The organism is Eubacterium pyruvativorans (genome assembly GCF_900102225.1).
Classification (GTDB): Bacteria; Bacillota; Clostridia; order Peptostreptococcales; family Anaerovoracaceae; genus Aminicella; species Aminicella pyruvativorans.
This window is the reverse complement of sequence record NZ_FNBF01000011.1, coordinates 1-19,170: the sequence shown is the minus strand read 5'-3', so window position 1 is coordinate 19,170 and position 19,170 is coordinate 1. Positions and strand designations below refer to the sequence as shown.

Sequence of the window (19,170 nt, the reverse complement as noted above, 5' to 3'; positions counted from 1 at the left end):
ATTGTAAATCAGTATGAAAGAAAAGAGATCGAACAACACCAGAATAATAAACCTTGCAGTCGGGCCGTTGCTTTTCCTGCTTTGCACGACCCTGCTTCCTCACCAGTATTTCAGTACTGTTGCTGCCAGAGGCGCCATCGGGACAATTGCCTGGATGGCATACTGGTGGATTACCGGACCTGTGGACTTCGCTGTGACCGGATTCCTGCCGGTAGCGGTGAATGCGGTGATCCAGATGGCCGATATGGGTCTTGTGATTGCCAATTACGCAGATGAAATCATTCTTCTGCTGCTGGGTGCCTCTATCATCACCGCATCCTGGGAACTCTCCGGATTGGACAAGCGGATTGCGTCTTTCTTTCTGGTCATGATCGGAAATGAACTGCGGAGTCAGGTTGTTTTCTGGTTCCTGCTGACCACCGTGCTGTCTGCCGTTCTGCCGAATGCAGTGGTCTGTGCGGCGATCACGCCGATCGCTGTTTCCATGCTTCGCTATCTCGGCATGGAGGATATTGGAGAGAGCCGGACGGGTTCCATGATTCTGATGACGATCGCCTACGGCGCCGGCGTGGGAGGAATGGCATCACCGCTGGGAGGTGCCATGAACCTGGTGACTGTGCAGTATCTGGAGGAGGTAACCGGAAAGGAGTACATCTACTGGCACTGGGTCATCCGTTTCCTGCCGATTATGGCTGTGGTGATTATCTCTAACCTGATTTATCTGGTATGCCGCTGCAAAAAAGGCGAGAATCTGGGCGGCAGCCGGGAATATTTTGTCCGGCAGTATCACTCCATGGGAAAGATGAGCGGCGATGAAAAGTGGGGACTGGGGCTGTTTCTTGCCGCCACAGTTCTTTCCTTCACCCGCCAGCTGTATCAGGATTACCTGCCGGGACTGAAGCCGGCTTATGTCTTCATCATCTGCGCAATTATCGCTTTTGTAATTGTGAAACGGGACGGGTCCCGGCTGATCACCTGGAAGAGTGCGGAGGTGAAGATTATCTGGGATCTGCTTTATATCTACGCCGGCGGTCTGGCTGCGGGCACACTGATTAATGAGAGCGGAGCAGGAAAGGCGATCGGAGAGGCAATGGCGGCGCTGCACCTGGACGGCGGTTTCCCGACCATCTTCGTCATTGTCGCTGTTACGCTGCTCATGTCCGACATGACAAGCAACACAGCCACTGCGGCGGTTGCCATGCCGATTGTCATCAGCATGGTGCAGGGGATCGGCCTGAATCCGGTACCGTACATCTATGTAGCTACCATCGGTGTGAATCTGTCCTACATGCTGCCGACCTCGATCCGTGCGATCCCGGTGGGATACGGAATGAAGCCGCGGTTCATGCTTCGTCACGGTGTATGGCTGACTGTTATCTCCATTGTATCCCTGTCCGTTACGGCGTGGCTGCTGGTAACATACTGGCCGGCATTCAGCACGATTTAACAGAGAAAATAGAAAGAAATGTGCCGGGGCATTGCAGGATGCTCCGGTTTTTTGTATGCTGTAACAGAAAGCGTGAAGACACCGTAGAATGGGGAATGGGGCGACATGGATGAGAGAGAAAAACTGGCCTGGGAGCCGGTGAAGACAGAGCATATCGTACAGGACCGGTGGATTGATTTTCGGAAAACCGAGTTCCGGATGCCGGACGGGTCCCTGCTGGGGCCGTTCTATAATTACAGCCGCCGTAGTTACGTAGTAATCATCGCTTCGGATGAAGGGGGGCGGTTTCTCTGTGTCCGGCAGTACCGCCAGGGAATCGGCCGGGTTACCACGGAGTTTCCGGCAGGGGGCATTGAGCCGGGCGGCGGATCCGGTCAGGATGTGGCTCCGGATTTCATCACGCAGCCGGATGAAGGGGCCGATGAAGAAGAGGCACTGGAAGCGGCAGTACGGGAGTTGAGAGAGGAGACCGGATATGTTTCGGACTGTTGGTCCCATGTGATCACGGCTCCTTCGGACGCAACGATTTCCGACAACTACGCCCATATTTTCCGGGCAAAAAACTGCCGGAAGGCGGGCGGACAGGAGCTGGATGATTCGGAGTATCTGCATGTGGAGCTGAAGTCCCCGGAACAGATTGACGGTCTGATCCGGGAAGGCGGATTTCAGCAGATCGTGCATATGCTGGGATGGATGCTGGTGAAAGGGGAGTAGAACATGGTAAGACCGGAATTAGAGAGACATGCGGAAGAACTTTTTTTCTCCCAGAGAAACGGGGAACCCTGGGAGCATCTCCCTTACTGGGATGCGATGATCGATTACCGGGCCTGCGGTCTTGTGTCCATGACCCACTGCATTGACGTGCTCACGGGAAAGGATCTGACGCCGGCGGATGTGTATCACATGAGGGCGGAGTACGGCGTGGATCAGAGCCGGGTTGCCTCGAAGGACGGAACCGGGATCTGCGGCGGTGATGCCCAGTTTCAGTTCAATGAAATGAACCGTAAACTGTTCGGCGTGGAGTCCCGGCCTTTGGAGCGGACCGTGGCAGCCCTCCGGGAGGCGCTGATGCAGGAGGACACAGTAATCTGGGCGTCTTCCCGCAATACGGATTTTTATTCCATGGACGGGTCGGTCCGGACTTCCCGCAACGGTCATGTGATGTGTTTCTGGAAGTATGAAAACGGTGTTTTTTTTGCCAAAGACCCGGGACTCACGAAGGAGCAGGGAAACAATGTTCCGTATGACGAAGAACGGATGGAGAAATGGCTGGGAGGATGGACATACCAGCAGTTCATCATCGGATTGGCGAAGTAACAGAATCAGAAACAGACAAGTGCGGAATCGCTTCACCCGGGCGATTCCGCACTTGTTCTGTCTGCTCGATTTAGTTTCTGTTACAGCTCCCGCTCGATCAGGTCCTGGAAGGTTTCTCTTCTCACCACCAGCCGTGCAGCGCCGTCCTTCACCATGACGATGGCCGGACGCGGGATCCGGTTATAGTTGGAGGCCATGGAGTAGTTGTAGGCGCCGGTGGTCAGCACGGCAACGATGTCGCCGCGGTTTGCTTTCGGCAGCAGGATATCTTCTGCCAGCCGGTCACCGGTTTCGCAGCATCTTCCGGCAACCGTGCAGCGGAAGTCCGCCGTATCGTTCATGCGGTTGGCCAGAACGATGGTGTATGCGGACTGATACAGTGCGTAACGCGGGTTGTCTGTCATTCCGCCGTCCACCATGACGTAGTTCCGGTATCCCTCGATTTCTTTCACTCCGCCGGTAGTGTACAGGGTGACGCCCGCATCCGCCACAATACTGCGGCCAGGCTCCATCAGAACCTGCGGCAGCGGGTAGTTGCGCTCTTCACAGTGACTCTTCAGGTGTTCGGAAATCTGACGGATGTTTTCGGCGATATCCACTTCCGGATCGCTCTCGGTGTAGCGCACACCGAAGCCGCCGCCGATATTGAAGATGCCGGCGGTGTAGCCGTGCTTCCGGCGCATGTCATCGGCGAATCCCAGCAGGATGTCGATCTGGTCGCAGAACGGGTCACTTTCAAAAATCTGGGAGCCGATGTGGGTGTGGTAGCCGCAGAGCTCCAGGTTCTCACAGGCCAGAGCCTGTACAACGGATTCTTCCGCCTGGCCTGTTTCGATGGCCCGGCCGAACTGGGAGTCAATCTTTCCGGTATTGATCGCATCCAGCGTGTGCGGGTCCAGTCCCACGGTCACACGAAGCAGAATCTTCTGTTTCACGCCCATTTCTCCGGCAGTTTCGTTCAGGATGCGAAGTTCATTCAGATTATCCACGATGAAGTAGCCGATGTGCTGCTCCAGACCATAGCGAATGTCCTGATCGGTCTTGTTGTTTCCGTGGAAGTAAATCTTCTCTGCCGGGAATCCGGCGGCCAGCGCTGTGTAGATCTCTCCCGGGGAGACAACATCGGCAGAAAGCCCTTCTTCCTCCACGATCGGGTAGATTCCCTTGAAGCAGAGTGCCTTTCCGGCAAACAGCGGAACAGAACCGTTTCCAAAGTACCGGGTCATCGCTTCTGTGTAGATCCGGCATTTTTTGCGAATGATGTTCTCGTCCAGGACATACAGGGGGGTGCCGTATTCTTCTGCCAGGCTGACCGCATCGACGCCGCCGATGGTCAGGTGTCCCGCTTCATTGATGTTCAGATTGTCGTACAGTAAATTCATTTTTCTTCTCCTCTGCCGGGGGCGTGCAGGGACCGGAATCCCGCAGTTTCCCGGTTTGCGGCAGAAACGGATGACAGAAGCATACAACCTGAGTCATCCGTTCCGCAGCATATAGATTGTGTCGTTTTGATGATGCCTGTTAAAGTGGCAGGCAGGATCCGCCTCAGCCGATCATGTCCTGCATATTATAGAGCCCGGCCGGTTTTCCGGCGAGAAATTTCGCAGCTTCCAGTGCGCCGTCTGCGAACAGAGCCCGGTCGAAGGCGGAGTGGCGGAGGGTGATCATCTGTGTGCCGGTGTTCAGGAATACTTCATGTTCACCGACCACATTGCCCATCCGCAGTGCACTGATGCCGATTTCCTGTGGCTGCCGCGCATGGTGACCGCTTCTTCCTTCCACGTATTCCGCATCGCTTCGTACTTCCTTCACAGCATCCGCCAGCATGAGGGCGGTGCCGCTCGGGGCATCCAGCTTCCGGTTGTGGTGTGCTTCCAGGATTTCCACATCGGCATCCGGGAAGACCTTCGCAGCTTCCTTCACCAGTTTCTGCAGCAGTGCGATACCCACAGACATGTTGGCCGACCGGAATACCGGAATCGTTTTTGACGCTTCCGCAATCAGCGCCAGCTCCTCCTCGGTCTGTCCTGTGGTGGCAATGACCGCCGGGATCTTGCGGAAAGTGCAATATTCCATGATATCCCGGGTTGCCGCATGGTTAGAGAAATCAATCAGCACATCTGCCGGGCCCTGATAGTCGGAAAGACTGGACAGGATGTCCTCCTCTGCGTGATGGGCCACTGCAGCGGCCAGTTCGAAATCGTCTGTGTGGCTGATCCGGTCCAGCAGGATCTGACCGATGTGCCCGGATGCGCCGTGAATCATTACTTTCAGTGCCATTATGCCTCTACCCCCAGTTCGTCCATTGCAGCGGCCAGCTTTTCGTAGGTATCCGGCTGCATCGGATACATCGGCGAACGGAGAACGTTGTCGCAGAGTCCGAGCCGTGCACATGCCGCCTTCACCGGAATCGGGTTCACTTCACAGAACAGTCCGCGGATCAGCGGAAGAACCTTCTTCTGCAGTGCGCAGGCGCCTTCGATGTCACCGGAGAACCACTTGTCCGTGATCGCCACGCTCATCTCCGGGATGACATTCGCCATGGTGGAGATACAGCCGATGCCGCCCATGGACAGAATCGGAACGATCTGATCGTCGTTGCCGGAATAGATATCCAGATTGTCCCCGGCTTTCGCAGCCAGTTCCACGATCTTTCCAATATCACCGTTCGCTTCCTTCGTGGCAGCGATATTCGGATGCTTGGACAGTGCCGCATAGGTGTCCGGTGCCACATTCACGCCGGTGCGGGAAGGTACATTATAAATGATGATCGGCTTCGTACTGGCATCCGCATATTCTGTGTACATGCGGATCAGGCCGTCCTGGGTAGCCTTGTTATAGTACGGGGTGACCACCAGGCAGGCATCGACGCCGGCGTCACAGGCATACTTGGTGAGCTGAATACCGTATGCAGTGTCGTTGCTGCCGGTGCCGGCGATGACCGGAACTCTTCCGGCAACCCGGTCTACGGCGAAGGAAATGACATCCTTGTGTTCCCGGTCCGTGAGGGTAGGTCCCTCACCGGTTGTGGCTGCGATGACCAGGGCATTGATGCCGGCATCGAGCTGCCGGTCGATCAGTCTGCCGTACTGTTCGAAGTTGACGGCACTGCCGTCCGGCGTGAACGGAGTAATCATAGCTGTGGCGATTCCTCTGAAAACAGTGTTCTTCATCGATATTACCTCCTGAGGCCTGATAAAAATGATCATACTTCCATTGAGACGATACGAATGAAAAAAGCAGCGGCTTCGCGGCCGCTGCTCCTCGATAATGATCCAGTTCCCCTGCATTCCGGCGCAAGACAAAGCCCCCGCAGGCGGTGGTAATCGGTTCATATCCAGGATAGCGCTCCGCAGTCATCTCTCTCTACGAAATGAAGTGCGACAGTCGGACGACTCTTAGTCCGTCCGCCCAGACAAGGCAGCCACACGGTTCTGCCCGTCTTCGGCGTCCATGCCTTCCGCGCTGCCTGTTCCGTATCACATCGGCAGCGTTACTCATCATAAGACGCATCCTCTATCTCAATTTGATTGTTTATGCACACATCATAGAGTATTTTGCTCCGGGAGTCAAGGCTGAAGTGCGAACTTTTGGAGAAACATAACAGAATTCCACGGTTGATTTTGTTGATTTCGGCAAAAAAATCCCGAGCGAACCGGTCCTGTGCCGGGAAAACGGCCGGAATGGCCGGCCGGAAAAAAGTGGGCGGGCGGCCGGCCGTTTTTTGCGATATAATACTCGTGTTGCATTCCGCCTTGCGGGTATGTTAAATTCAATGGAAAGCGCCGGAAGGGAGCAGCTTCCGGTGATCAGGAATAGAGAAAGCAGCAGGTGAATCTATGCGGAAGACGAAAATTATATGTACCATCGGGCCGGCATCGGACAGTGAAGAAGTCATGCGGGAACTGTTCCGGGCGGGGATGAATACCGGCCGGTTCAACTTCTCTCACGGAGATTATGCGCAGCATGAGCGGAATATCGCCCGGTTCCGGAAGGTGCGGGACGAACTGGGTGTCCCTGCTGCGGTGCTGCTGGATACCAAGGGCCCGGAGATCCGGGTGAAGGATTTCAAGGACGGGAAGGTGATGCTCCGGGACGGCCAGCCGTTCACCCTGACCACCCGGGAAGTTATGGGGGACGAAAACCGGGTCAGCGTCACATTCGACGGATTTGCCAAGGATCTTTCTCCCCACAACCGCGTGCTGATCGACGACGGAAAGATCAGTCTGGATGTACGGGAAGTGACGGACACGGATGTGATCTGTGAAGTGATCCACGGGGGTGCGGTCAGCAATCACAAAGGCATTAACGTACCGAATGTGAGTATCAGTCTTCCATTTATGTCAGAGAAGGACAAGGCGGATCTGCTTTTCGGCATTGAAAATGGTGTGGATTATGTTGCTGCTTCCTTCACCCGCACGGCAGAGGATGTGCGGGAGATGAGACATTTTCTGGATATTAACGGCGGAAAGGATATTCGCATTCTGTCAAAAATTGAAAGTACGCAGGGTGTGGAGAACTTCGAGGAAATATTGAAGGAATCGGACGGTATCATGATCGCCCGGGGAGACATGGGGGTGGAACTTTCTTATGAACAGCTTCCGGGCATTCAGAAGCGGTTCATCAAGCGGTGCGAACAGTCCGGGAAGCTGGTCATCACAGCGACCCAGATGCTGGAATCCATGATTGAGAATCCCCGGCCCACCAGAGCGGAAACCACGGACGTGGCGAATGCGGTATTTGACGGGACCTCTGCCGTCATGCTGTCCGGTGAGACGGCGGCGGGGAAATATCCGGTGGAGGCGGTGCGGGCGATGGCAAGGATCGCCGCCCAGGCGGACCGGGATCTGATCCAGATGAAATCCAGAACGCCCCAGTGGCATGAGATGGATGTGAAAGATACCACCAATGCGGTGGCGCACGCAGCCTGCACCCTGGCAGATGATACCCAGGCCCAGGCGATCGTCGCTGTCACCATGTCCGGATTCACTGCCAGAAGAACGGCGAAATTCCGTCCGGATGTGCAGATCATCGGTGCGACGCCGAATCAGAAGGCGTATCATCAGATGGCGCTGGAGTGGGGCATCGAGCCGCTTCTGTCCCTGCAGAAGGACCGGCTGCTGGAGCTGATCCGTCACGTGGCGGAGGTCGCCATTGATCGGGGAATCATTCACGAGGGTGCCATGCTGGTGGTCACGGCGGGCATCCCGCTGGGAAAGAGCGGCGACACGAATATGATCCGGATCATTCAGGCCTGACCCGGGAGGGCAGCTTCCTCCGCTGCGGGCGGGCTGTTCCCCGGATCGGAGAATGAAAAAAGAGCTGCAGAAGGGCAGGCCGCATGGCCCCGTCCTTTTGCAGCTCTTTTCAATCGGTTATCTTCCGCTACTGATCCGAACCGCTGGTTTCCGATTCGGCGAGCACGGTATCATACTCCGCAAAAATCGCTTCTTTCATCCGGTTTCTGACTTCAGACGTGAGCGGATGTGCAATATCCCGGAAATCTCCGTCACCCATTTTCCGGCTCGGCATTGCGATGAACATGCCGTTCTGCCCTGAAATAATCTTAATGTCATGCACGACGAACTCATCATCAAACGTGACGGAGGCAACCGCCTTCATCTTGCTGTCAGAGTTGATCTTGTGGATTCTGACATCTGTAATTTTCATTTCACCACCCCATTCGCATGATTCTTCTTACAGACTGATATTTCAACATACTCTACTCAATAAGGTATTATATCCACGATTTCGGGACCATGCAATACGATTATTTGGACAACTCTGCCGCTTCGTCATCACGATTTTTTCAATTAGAAATCTACCCAGTTGTGGAATATGTAGAGATTGCAACCTTTTGACGGGAAAAGAAGAGTAATTTTTGGGTCAAGTTCTGCCAGGAAATAAAAATCATGTACTTTGAAAAGTGCAATTAGAATGTGCTTGGAATATCCGGATCCGGTGAAATAATCGGGAATTATTTATTTTTGTATCATGGTTAGAACCACATCTCATGTTGAATGTATGCTATAATGTTGGGACGTGTGGAACGCTGACCATTTGGGCGGCGGCGCACGGAGAAACAGTATGAAACCGGAGGTTGTATCACAATGATCGATTTAACCAAACACAGGAATATTCATTGTATCGGTATCGGCGGTATCGGTCTCTCTGCCATTGCGGAGATCCTGCTGTCCAGAGGATACAATGTGACCGGTTCTGATATGAAGGAATCCATGATCACAGACCATCTTGCAACCCTGGGTGCGAAGATCTACATCGGACACAGGGCGGAGAATGTTGAAGGCGCAGATCTTCTGGTCTACTCGGCAGCTATCGCAGAGGAGAATCCGGAGATTGTCCGGGCGAAGGAACTGGGCATTCCGATGGCATCCCGGGCACAGCTGCTGGGAACGCTGATGTGTGAATATCCGAAGAGTATTGCCGTCAGCGGCACCCATGGGAAGACCACCACCACGTCCATGCTCTCGCTGATTCTGAATAACGCCGGGAAGGACCCGACCATTCTGGTAGGCGGAGAACTGGCAGAAATCGGCGGCAATGTGCAGGTGGGTCATGGCGACACCTTCATCACGGAGGCCTGCGAGTACCGGGACAGTTTCCTGCAGCTGCATCCGAACATTGAAATTATCATGAATATTGATTCGGATCACCTGGATTATTTCAAGGACATCGACGCAATTGTGAAGTCTTTCGACCGGTTTGCCGGTTATGTGCCGGAAACCGGGAAGATCATTGCCTACGATGCGAATCCTTTTGTCAGCGAGGTGGTGAAGGGCCGGAAGAATGTCATTCTGTTCGGCTATAACAGTAATTCCGACTACTCGGTGTCCGGCGTCCGGTTCGTGGAGGGAATCCCCCGTTTCCATGTGATACATGACGGACAGGATCTGGGGGAAGTGATCCTCCGTATTCCGGGAGAACATAATATCCTGAATGCGACGGCCGCTTTCGCCTGTGCCTATGAGATGGGCATCGGTCCGGATGTCATTATCGCTACTCTGGAGAAGTACACCGGCATCCAGAGACGGTTCGATGTGAAAGGTTATTTCGGCCGGGGTGCCCGGCTGATCGACGACTATGCGCATCATCCGACGGAGATCAGAGCGACGCTGAACGCTGCGGACAAGCTGCCGCACCATGATATCTGGTGCATTTTCCAGCCTCATACCTATACGCGGACACTGGCTCTTTTCGATCAGTTCGCCGATGCATTCGGGCTGACTGATCATCTGATCCTGACGGATATCTACGCTGCCAGAGAGAAGGACATCTATAACATCGATTCGAAGAAGCTGGCGGATGCCATTCACGGGGAACATCCGGATATGAATGTCCGCTATATGAAGGATTTCGACAGTATCGCCGCTTACGTGAAGGAACATGCGGAGAAGGGGGATCTGGTGATCACCATGGGCGCAGGAGACGTGTATAAGGTCGGTGATCTTCTGATGCAGGATGAGAAGTAGAAGGGAAATCGGACTTTTATGACATATGAAGAATATCAGAAGCAGGAACAGGCGCGTCTGGCTGTGGCCATCCGTCATCTGGAGAACGGTGTGTTGTTTCAGGACATTCATACCGTGTATATCGATGAGAGTGTCACGATACAGCCGGGGGCACGGATCGGCTCCTGTGTGACGCTGGAAGGCGAGACGGAAATTGGTGCCGGCGCTGTAATCGGCCAGAATTCCCGCCTTCGGGATGCGAAGATCGGCGAAAACGTGGACATACAGAGCTCGGTGATTCTGGAAAGTTCTGTGGGTGCGGGAACGAAAGTGGGCCCGTTCGCATATATCAGACCGGGTTCGAAGATCGGCGAGAACTGCAAGATCGGCGATTTCGTAGAAGTGAAGAATTCCACATTCGGTGACGGATCCAAGTCCGCCCACCTGACTTACATCGGGGATTCCGATGTGGGAAGAGATGTCAATCTCGGATGTGGTATTGTGTTCGTCAACTATGACGGAACGAATAAATATCGCACAACTGTGGGAGACGGCGCTTTTATCGGATGCAACACGAACCTGGTTTCACCGGTTCATGTGGGAGACGGCGCCTATATCGCCGCAGGCAGCACCGTGACCGAAGATGTGCCGGAAGACGCCCTGGGGATCGCCAGGGCACGGCAGACCAATATCGAGGGTTGGGCTGCAAAAAAGGGACTTTACAGGAAGAAGTAGCATCATCAGGAGGTAATGAAATGAAGAACTGCTCTTACTCAGATTTTAAGATTTTCGCGGGAAATTCCCATCCGGCGCTGGCGGAGGCTATCGCCCAGCAGTTGGGAAAGCCGCTGGGGAAGGCGACGGTAACGAAATTCAGTGACGGTGAAATCTCCGTAAGCATCTGGGAAACCGTCAGAGGCCGGGACGTGTATATCATTCAGTCCACGAATGATCCGGTCAATGACAACCTGATGGAACTCCTGATCATGATTGATGCGATGAAGCGTGCTTCCGCAGGCAGAATCAATGCTGTCATTCCGTACTACGGCTATGCCCGTCAGGACCGGAAGGCGAAGGCGAGAGATCCAATCTCGGCGAAACTGGTCGCAAACCTCCTGCAGGCGGCCGGTGCCGATCGTGTGCTGACAATGGATCTCCATGCAAACCAGATTCAGGGTTATTTCGACATCCCGGTGGATCACCTGGTCGGTCAGCCGATTGTGGCGAAGTATTTCAAGGATAAGAACATGGAAAATGTCTGCGTCGTTTCTCCGGATCACGGCAGTGTGACGAGAGCGAGAACCCTGGCGGAATATTTCAACTGCCCGATCGCCATTGTGGACAAGCGCCGTCCGGAGCCGAACAAATCCGAGATCATGAATATCATCGGCGATATCAAGGACAAGAACTGTATCATCATCGATGATATGATCGACACGGCGGGAACCATCACCAATGCGGCGAATGCAATCAAGGAAATGGGTGCGAAAGCGGTTTATGCCGGTGCGACCCATGCGGTTCTGTCCGGTCCGGCGATTCAGCGGATCCAGGACTCCGCCATCGAGGAACTGGTTCTGCTGAACACCATCGCACTGCCGGAAGAGAAGAAACTGGACAAGATCACAACTCTGTCCGTTGCGCCGCTCTTCGCAGAAGCGATTTCCCGTGTGTTCACGAACGGCGAAGTCTCCAAGATCTTCGAATAATCGAAATACTGCAGAGTACCTGCCCCGGCTGCCTGGCAGCTGGGGCCGTATTTACTTTTAAATAGCGAGAAGGAGTTGGGATCCATGTACATTGTTGTGGGCCTGGGAAATCCCGGGAAGAAATACGAGAATACCCGCCATAATCTGGGCTTCATAGCCATCGATCAGCTGGCGGAAGCGCTGGGGGTCCGGGTGGACCGGCTGAAATTCAAATCTCTGATCGGTGAAGGCCGGATCGGCACCGAGAAAGTGATCCTGGTGAAGCCCCAGACCTATATGAATCTGAGCGGTGACGCCGTTCGGGAAATCATGGACTTCTATAAGCTGGATCCGGAGCGGCTGATTGTGATCTACGATGATTTCGACATCCCGGAAGGCCATCTCCGTATCCGGAAATCCGGCAGTGCCGGCACCCATAACGGCATGCGCTCTGTTGTTTATCAGCTGAAGTCCGACCGTTTTCCCAGGATTCGCATCGGCACCGGCGGCAGTCAGAAGAAGGAGGATCTGATCCGGTTCGTTGTGGGAGGATTCACGAAGGAAGAGGTACCGGTGCTGGAGGATGCTGTTACGAAAGCCGTGCAGGCGGCGGAATGCATCATTCGGGAGGACGTGGAGTCCGCCATGACGAAGTACAACACGAAGAAGCAGAAGAAACCGCGGAAGAAGGCGGACCGGCCGCCGAAGCCGGACACTTCGGATACGGCAGGGAAGGAAGAAGAAACGCATGAGTAAACATGGGATTACCGGCATTTCCGGTGTGGCCGAGAGCCGTTCCGCACTGATGATTTCAGAGGTTATCGCCAATGAAGGGGGCCAGGCGCTGATTATTACGGCAACGGAGAAACGGGCCAGGAGCCTGGCCGATGATCTTTCCTTCTTCACGGGCCGGGATGTGCGGGTGATGCCGAATGAAGACCAGATGTTTCTGGATTATGAAGCCAGGAATCACGACCTGCTGGTCCGGCGTCTGGCGGCACTGAAAGCTCTGCGCAGTGATCCGGAATGCATCGTGGTGGCGCCGGCCTCTGCGGCAGTGAAGAAGGTCATGCCCCATCGTCTGTTCGAGTCGAAGGAAATATCGATTCGGTACGGAGAAGACCGGGATCCGGAAAAACTGAAGGAACAGCTGGTGGAACTGGGATACGAGCGTCGGGCCATGGTAGAGGGACCCGGAGAGTTCAGTCTGCGCGGCGGTATTCTGGACATATATCCGCCGGACTCCGAGAATCCGTTCCGTGTGGAATTCTTTGACACGGAAGTGGACTCCATCCGTTCCTTCGACATCGATACCCAGCGGTCGCAGGATAAGCGCAGCGAGATCATCATTTCCCCGGCCCAGCAGATGATTGCCGACGAAGGGATCTTTCGGGAAGCATCCCAGAGTGTTCGCAGAAGCTACACCCGCCAGGCCGAAAAACTGGAGAAGCAGGGGCCTCAGTATGAAGCGGCGGCAGAGAATCTGAAAAAACGCCGGGATATGCTGACGGATTACATTGACCACGCTGCCAATGTGCAGCTGCTGGAGAATTATCTTCATTACTTCTATAAGGACACAGAGTATCTCTGGGATTACATGAAGGAGGGACTGCTGTTCATCGACGATCCGGACCGGATCTACGAATTTCTGGATGCCCGGGAGAAGGAGCAGAAAGAAGACTTCGAGATCATGCTGGAGCAGGGCCGGATTATTCCGAAGGACAGCGCTCTCCTCACAGGCCGGGAAGACCTGGTGAAAGCGTATTCCCATGAACCGGTCTGGATCATCACACCGTTCCCGAAGCAGGTGAAGGGGGTACCCCGGTATACGGCGGTGCACGACTTCAACAGCCGGCAGATGGTCAGCTTCGGCGGAAAAATGGACATGCTGGAGGAGGAACTCCGGGGCTACGGGAAACGTCATTACCATGTGACCATCGTATGCAGCACGAAAGAACGGCTGGCGAACCTCCGGGAATTCCTGGACCGGATCGGCATGGCCGGGAAAGTGACGCTCCGGGAGGGTTCACTCAGTGCGGGGATGGATTTCCCGGAACAAAAAATAGCCTTTATCAGCGATCGGGACATTTTCGGTGTGCAGAAACAGAAACGCCGGAGACACAAAAAACGCAGTCAGGGCGAACAGCTGGACAGCTTCACTGATCTGAACGTCGGGGATTATGTCGTCCACGAGAACCACGGCATCGGAAAGTTCCTGGGAATCGAACAGCTGGATGTTCAGGGGGAGAAGAAGGATTACCTGAAGCTTCAGTATGCGGGCAGTGATCTGCTCTACGTGCCGGTGGAACAGTTCGATATCGTCCAGAAGTACATCGGTTCCGAGGGGAAAACCCCGAAGATGAACAAGCTGGCCGGTTCCGAATGGAAGACGGCGAAGGCGAAGGCCCGGGCCGCCATTGCGGAGATGGCCGATGAACTCATTGATCTGTATGCCCAGCGTCAGATGGCGAAGGGGTATGCCTTCGGTCCGGATACCGTCTGGCAGAAAGAATTCGAGGACAGTTTCCCCTATGTGGAAACCGATGATCAGCTTCGCTGCATTGAAGAAATCAAGGCGGATATGGAACAGCCCCGGCCCATGGACCGGCTCCTGTGCGGCGACGTGGGATTCGGGAAAACAGAAGTGGCGGCCCGGGCCGTGTTCAAGTGCCTGCAGGAAGGAAAGCAGGCGGCGGTTCTGGTGCCTACCACGCTGCTGGCGAACCAGCATTATTACACCTTCACGAGCCGTTTCGAGAACTTTCCGATGAAGGTGGAGATGCTCTCCCGGTTCCGCTCGGCGGCGGAGCAGAAACAGATCCTGAAGGATCTGGAAGAGGGGAAGATTGATCTGATCGTGGGCACCCATCGCCTTTTGTCCTCCGATGTGAAATTCAAGGATCTGGGACTTCTGGTGGTAGACGAGGAGCAGCGCTTCGGGGTGGCTCACAAGGAAAAGATCAAAAAGCTGAAGAGCAATGTGGATGTGCTGACGCTGACGGCTACGCCGATCCCCCGGACATTGAACATGTCGCTCACCGGGATCCGGGATATGAGCGTCATTGAGGAGCCGCCGGAAGACCGCTACCCGGTGCAGACTTACGTTATGGAGCAGGATGACGGTGTGATCCGGGAGGCTATTATCCGGGAAACGGACCGGGGCGGTCAGGTATTCGTGGTCTATAACCGGGTGCAGGGAATTCACAAGATCGCAGAGCGGATTCAGAATCTGGTGCCGGATGCCCGGGTTGTGGTGGGGCACGGGCGTATGAGTGAGCAGACACTGGAGGATGTGATGCTGCGTTTTGACCGGCATGAGTATGATGTGCTGGTGGCCACCACCATCATCGAATCCGGCATCGACGTGCCGAATGCGAATACGCTGATCGTGCTGGATGCGGACCGGTACGGACTTTCCCAGCTTTATCAGATCCGCGGCAGAGTGGGACGTTCCACCCGCATGGCTTATGCGTACCTCATGTATCAGCGGGAGAAGGTGCTGACGGAAGTGGCGGAGAAGCGCCTTCGGGCCATCCGGGAATTCACGGAGTTCGGCTCCGGATTCAAGGTGGCCATGCGGGATCTGCAGATCCGGGGCGCCGGCAACCTGCTGGGCAGCGAGCAAAGCGGTCACATGATGAATATCGGTTATGAGCTGTACTGTAAGCTGGTGAACGAGGCGGTGCAGAAGCGCCAGGGCAAGCAGGTGAATGAGGCGCCGGAAGAGTGTTCGGTGGAACTGGCGGCGTCGGCCAATATTCCAGGGTGGTATATCGAGGATGAGGCCATGAAGATCGAAGTATACAAGAAAATTGCCCGGGTGCGCACGCCGGAGGACGAGGACGCTATGTTTGATGAACTGGTGGATCGCTTCGGAGATGTGCCGCAGGAAACCATGAACCTGGTGAAGATCGCCCGGATACGGGGGCTGGCGGAAGATCTCTCGGTGAAGAGGATTTATGAGCAGGATCGGAACGTGATTTTTGCATTTGAAGAAAAAAATCCGCTGACTGCCTTCGGTATCGTCCGGGTCAATGAAGAATTTCAGGGCAGAGCCTTCGTGCACGGAGGGGTGAAACCCTTCATCCGGATCCCGTCCCGGAAGAAATCCAAGCTGGAGGACTCTATCCGCCTGCTGACGATTGTGAAGGAAGAAGTGACGGCGGAACAGGAAAGGAAGGAACAGTAATGTTATTCAGTGGAATCACCATTCTGGACGAAAATTTTGAAATACAGAATGACATGTATGTGGGTGTGGAAGGAAAGAAAATCGACTATGTGGGGAAATCCATGCCCCGGAAGAATTACGGGGAAGTGATTTCCGGCGCCGGCCGTCTGCTGATGCCCGGCTTCTACAACGCCCACGCTCATTCTCCCATGGCGCTGATGCGGGGTTATGGAGAAGGTCTGAAACTGCAGGAATGGCTGAATGACCGGATCTTCCCGTTTGAGGCGAAGCTGGACGGCAATGCGGTGTACTGGGGCACCATGCTCTGCATGGCGGAGTCGCTCCGGTTCGGCATCGTGTCCACCTCCGACATGTATTATTTCGTGGAGGATATGGCCCGGGCGGTAGCGGACAGCGGGGCAAAAAATAACATTTCCCGTTCGCTCACCAATTTTGACGGCACGCCGTTCGACCGGATGGAATCAGCCCGGGAACTGAAGGCCGCAGTCCGGGACTGGAACGGCGCAGCGGAGGGCCGGATCATCATGGAATCCTCCCTTCATGCGGAATATACTTCGGATGAAGCGACGGCCCGGTCTCTGGCCGAATGGACGAAGGAGGCCGGCGTCAGGATGCATGTACATGTCTCGGAAACGAAGACGGAGCACGAGGAATGCAAGCAGCGCCACAACGGCATGACACCGGTGCAGTATCTGAACAGCTGCGGGATTTTCGACGTGCCTTCCATCGCTGCCCACTGTGTCTGGATCGAAGGAGAAGACTATGACATTCTCCGGGAGAAGGGCGTCACGGTGGCCACGAATCCGTGCAGCAACCTGAAGCTGGCCAGCGGCATCTGTGACACCGCCTCCGTCCTTGCCCGCGGGATCAATCTCGCCGTGGGGACCGACAGCGTCACCAGCAACAATTCCCTGAACTTTATTGAAGAAATGAAGACCCTGGCCATGGTGGCGAAGGTACGGGCCAATGATCCGACGGTCATGATGCCCCGGGATGTGCTCCGGGCCGGAACCCGGGGCGGTGCGCTGGCCCAGGGCAGAACGGACTGCGGCCTGCTGAAAGAGGGCTTCCGGGCGGACCTGATCATGCTGCGCACCGATACTGTCAATATGTACCCGGTCCATGACCTGCTGACCAACATCGTTTTCTCTGCAGACGGCGGAGATATCGCCATGACCATGGTGGACGGGAAAATTCTTTACAGAGATGGGGAGTATGCTACAATAGACGTCGACAAAACCATCTTTGAGACAGAGAAGGCCAAGGCGAATATTCTGGCCCGGCTCTGATAGAGGAGTATTTATGGGAGAACCGAAGAGCAAAGAAAATAAATTTATCAAAGGGGCCGCAATCCTGGCGGTCTCGGGTCTGGTCATCAAGGTGCTGGGGGCGCTGCTGCAGATCCCGCTGAACAACTGGATCGGCCCCCAGGGCATGTCCTACTACGGTGTGGCGTATTCGATTTACTCTGCACTGTTGGTGCTGTCCACGGCGGGCATCCCCATTGCGATTTCCCGCATGGTATCCGAACATATTGCGGTGAAGGAATACCGGTATGCACACCACGTCTTCCGGACGGCAGAAATCATCATGCTGATCATCGGCTCCCTGTCGTTTGCGATCTGTTTCTTCGGAGCGGACATGATTGCCCACGCCATCCGGAGTCCGGAAGCGGCTTCTGCGCTTCGGGCGATCGCTCCGGCGTTGTTTTTTGTCCCTCTGTTCTCTTCTTACCGGGGGTACTTCAACGGCAGACAAAACATGACGCCCACAGCGCTCAGTGAAATTGCGGAGCAGATGGTGCGGGTCGTGGTCGGCATTGCCCTGGCCTACATGTTCTACCGCACCGATCCGGTGAAGGCCTCTGCCGGCGCCACTTTCGGCGCTTCCGCCGGATCCATTGCCGGACTTCTGGTGATTGTGGGGATCTACCTGCTGAACCGGAAGACCTTCATGAAGAAAATCGAACGGGGGAACCCGGATACGGACTCCATGGGGCGGATCGCAAAGGATATCTTCATTATTGCGGTGCCGATCATCATCGGCAGTGAGATCATGCCCATCATGAATCTGATCGATACAACGATGATCATGCGGGTCCTTCAGAATGAAGGATGGACCCGGGTTCAGTCGGAGTATCTGTACGGCCTTCTGACGGCCTTCTGCAGTTCCATCATCTCCTTCCCGTACATCATCACCCAGGCGGTGACGGTGAGCCTGGTGCCGGCGCTGTCCGGCCGGTTCAAGGTGAAGGATCAGCAGGGAATTCAGGATACAATCAGTCAGGGATACCGGACCACCATGGTCATTGCGTTCCCGTGTGCTGTAGGGATCATCGCCATTGCGGAACCGATCCTGAAACTGCTGTATTTCGCCCAGCCGAAGGCCTGCCACGATGCGGCGCCGATTCTGTCCGTCATGGCGGTCAGCATCGTCTTCCTGTCCATCATGCAGACTTCCACCAGCATCCTGCAGTCCGTGGGAAAACAGATGCTGCCGGTCCGGAATCTGGCCATCGGATGTATCGGGAAAATGTTCGCTACCTACTTCCTGGTGGCGGTGCCGGCACTGAACGTGAAGGGCGCCTGCCTGGGCACCATCGTGGCCTACATCATCGCCATGGCACTGAACGCCCGGGATGTGAAAAAGTACACCCACGCAAAGGTGAATATGGATCTGACCTACCTTCGTCCGGGACTGGTGTCCCTGGTCATGGGCGTCTGTGTTCACTACATTTACCGGTTTGTGACCGGCCCGCTGTCCGGGCACAGCCCGATGGCGGTCAACGCCCTGGGATGCCTGATCTCGATTCTGGCGGGCGTGGTGATCTATGCAGTTCTGATCTTCGCCGTAAAAGCCATCACGGTGGACGAGCTGGAAACCTTCCCGATGGGACACCGGCTGGCGGCGATTGCCCGGAAGTTCGTGCGGTAGCGTGCGCTCGGGAAAGAGGAAACGCTCGGGAAAGAGCCGGCGCTCGGAAAAGAGTAAGCGCTCGTAATGGAGCCGGCGGTCGTGGAAAAGCCGGCGGTCGGAAATGAGTAAGCGCTCGTAATGGAGCCG

The 19,170-nt window shown here is 55.2% G+C and carries 15 protein-coding genes and 1 riboswitch; of the genes, 11 read left to right on the top strand and 4 right to left on the bottom strand.

Features of this window, described 5'->3' with window-relative positions; all coding sequences use genetic code 11:
• Positions 1–13: 13 nt before the first annotated feature.
• The 3 genes from BLQ24_RS05300 (at position 14) to BLQ24_RS05290 (ending at position 2,764) form a co-directional block, all read left to right on the top strand.
• Positions 14–1,447 carry an SLC13 family permease gene (locus tag BLQ24_RS05300; RefSeq protein ID WP_090163439.1) on the top strand — a complete coding sequence of 478 codons (1,434 nt, stop codon included), beginning with the start codon at positions 14–16 and terminating at the stop codon, positions 1,445–1,447.
• 105 nt (positions 1,448–1,552) lie between these two features.
• Positions 1,553–2,161: an NUDIX hydrolase gene (locus tag BLQ24_RS05295; protein ID WP_090163436.1), complete on the top strand. Its 609-nt coding sequence runs from the start codon at positions 1,553–1,555 to the stop codon at positions 2,159–2,161.
• A 3-nt stretch (positions 2,162–2,164) separates the two neighbouring features.
• Positions 2,165–2,764 (top strand): hypothetical protein, encoded by a 600-nt coding sequence (locus BLQ24_RS05290; protein ID WP_090163434.1) that lies wholly within the window; start codon positions 2,165–2,167, stop codon positions 2,762–2,764.
• Positions 2,765–2,844: 80 nt separating this feature from the next.
• Here the strand turns inward: BLQ24_RS05290 and lysA are convergent, their stop codons facing one another.
• The 3 genes from lysA to dapA all read right to left on the bottom strand — a co-directional run bounded on the left by lysA (position 2,845) and on the right by dapA (position 5,937).
• The gene (gene lysA / locus BLQ24_RS05285; RefSeq protein ID WP_090163432.1) at positions 2,845–4,146 is read right to left on the bottom strand and encodes a diaminopimelate decarboxylase; all 1,302 of its coding nucleotides are present in this window, start codon (positions 4,144–4,146) and stop codon (positions 2,845–2,847) included.
• Between the two features lie 163 nt (positions 4,147–4,309).
• Complete coding sequence (gene dapB / locus BLQ24_RS05280; protein ID WP_173328072.1) at positions 4,310–5,044, bottom strand: 4-hydroxy-tetrahydrodipicolinate reductase; 735 nt, start codon at positions 5,042–5,044, stop codon at positions 4,310–4,312.
• Positions 5,044–5,937 carry a 4-hydroxy-tetrahydrodipicolinate synthase gene (gene dapA / locus BLQ24_RS05275; protein ID WP_090163428.1) on the bottom strand — a complete coding sequence of 298 codons (894 nt, stop codon included), beginning with the start codon at positions 5,935–5,937 and terminating at the stop codon, positions 5,044–5,046. Before dapA ends, dapB begins: the two co-directional genes overlap by 1 nt.
• A 162-nt stretch (positions 5,938–6,099) precedes the next feature.
• Positions 6,100–6,291: riboswitch (Lysine riboswitch) on the bottom strand.
• 312 nt (positions 6,292–6,603) lie between these two features.
• On the opposite strand from dapA, the gene pyk reads away from it, so the two are divergent.
• Positions 6,604–8,022: a pyruvate kinase gene (gene pyk, locus BLQ24_RS05270; protein ID WP_090163426.1), complete on the top strand. Its 1,419-nt coding sequence runs from the start codon at positions 6,604–6,606 to the stop codon at positions 8,020–8,022.
• A 127-nt stretch (positions 8,023–8,149) separates the two neighbouring features.
• Here the strand turns inward: pyk and spoVG are convergent, their stop codons facing one another.
• Positions 8,150–8,434: a septation regulator SpoVG gene (gene spoVG, locus BLQ24_RS05265; RefSeq protein ID WP_090163424.1), complete on the bottom strand. Its 285-nt coding sequence runs from the start codon at positions 8,432–8,434 to the stop codon at positions 8,150–8,152.
• Between the two features lie 440 nt (positions 8,435–8,874).
• Here spoVG and murC point away from each other — a divergent pair, with 440 nt between their 5' ends.
• From murC to BLQ24_RS05230, 7 genes are all read left to right on the top strand, one after another.
• Positions 8,875–10,254 carry a UDP-N-acetylmuramate--L-alanine ligase gene (gene murC, locus BLQ24_RS05260; RefSeq protein WP_090163422.1) on the top strand — a complete coding sequence of 460 codons (1,380 nt, stop codon included), beginning with the start codon at positions 8,875–8,877 and terminating at the stop codon, positions 10,252–10,254.
• Positions 10,255–10,272: 18 nt separating this feature from the next.
• The gene (locus tag BLQ24_RS05255; protein WP_090163420.1) at positions 10,273–10,968 is read left to right on the top strand and encodes a DapH/DapD/GlmU-related protein; all 696 of its coding nucleotides are present in this window, start codon (positions 10,273–10,275) and stop codon (positions 10,966–10,968) included.
• 20 nt (positions 10,969–10,988) lie between these two features.
• Positions 10,989–11,939 (top strand): ribose-phosphate diphosphokinase, encoded by a 951-nt coding sequence (locus tag BLQ24_RS05250; protein ID WP_090163418.1) that lies wholly within the window; start codon positions 10,989–10,991, stop codon positions 11,937–11,939.
• Between the two features lie 84 nt (positions 11,940–12,023).
• Entirely contained in the window at positions 12,024–12,674 is a 651-nt protein-coding gene (pth, locus tag BLQ24_RS05245) for an aminoacyl-tRNA hydrolase (protein ID WP_090163415.1), read from the top strand.
• A complete protein-coding gene (mfd, locus tag BLQ24_RS05240; RefSeq protein WP_090163414.1) occupies positions 12,667–16,107 on the top strand; it encodes a transcription-repair coupling factor in 3,441 nt (1,146 codons plus the stop codon). The genes pth and mfd overlap by 8 nt, the downstream gene beginning before the upstream one ends.
• Positions 16,107–17,396 carry an amidohydrolase family protein gene (locus tag BLQ24_RS05235; protein ID WP_090163412.1) on the top strand — a complete coding sequence of 430 codons (1,290 nt, stop codon included), beginning with the start codon at positions 16,107–16,109 and terminating at the stop codon, positions 17,394–17,396. Before mfd ends, BLQ24_RS05235 begins: the two co-directional genes overlap by 1 nt.
• Positions 17,397–17,409: 13 nt before the next feature.
• Positions 17,410–19,041, top strand: a complete 1,632-nt coding sequence (locus BLQ24_RS05230; protein ID WP_090163410.1) for a putative polysaccharide biosynthesis protein — start codon at positions 17,410–17,412, stop codon at positions 19,039–19,041.
• The last annotated feature ends 129 nt before the right edge of the window (positions 19,042–19,170 follow it).